General features: G+C 70.6%; 1 protein-coding gene. It reads right to left on the bottom strand.

All coding sequences use genetic code 11. The features are described 5' to 3' along the window. The coding region (locus tag RYX56_RS21955) for an HflX-like GTP-binding protein (protein WP_500660625.1) at positions 1 to 279 on the bottom strand (279 nt) is incomplete at both ends.

Below are 279 nucleotides of genomic sequence, written 5' to 3'. Positions count from 1 at the left end.
GCCTCGCGCAGGCGCGGCGCAAGGTAACGCAGGCGCGCGATCTCGACCTGGGCGCGCGCCGCGTTGGAACGCGCGTGGCGGTGAAAGATCTCGAGGATCACCATGGTACGGTCCATCACCTCGCAACCGACCTCGTTCTCGAGGTTGCGCGCCTGGGACGGCGAGATCTCGTGGTCCACCAGCACGAAAGCAGCGCGGCGGTTGTCGGCACCGGCCTTGGCCTTGGCTGCTTCGCGCGCCGCGACCAGGCCGTGGTGGGCGATGCCACCCTCGCCGCGC

Origin of the sequence: Alkalihalophilus lindianensis, assembly GCF_032843265.1 — a bacterium.
Classification (GTDB): domain Bacteria; phylum Bacillota; class Bacilli; order Bacillales; family Bacillaceae_D; genus Alkalihalophilus; species Alkalihalophilus lindianensis.
The sequence above is the reverse complement of the archived record's forward strand: the minus strand, read 5'-3'. Positions and strand labels throughout refer to the sequence as shown.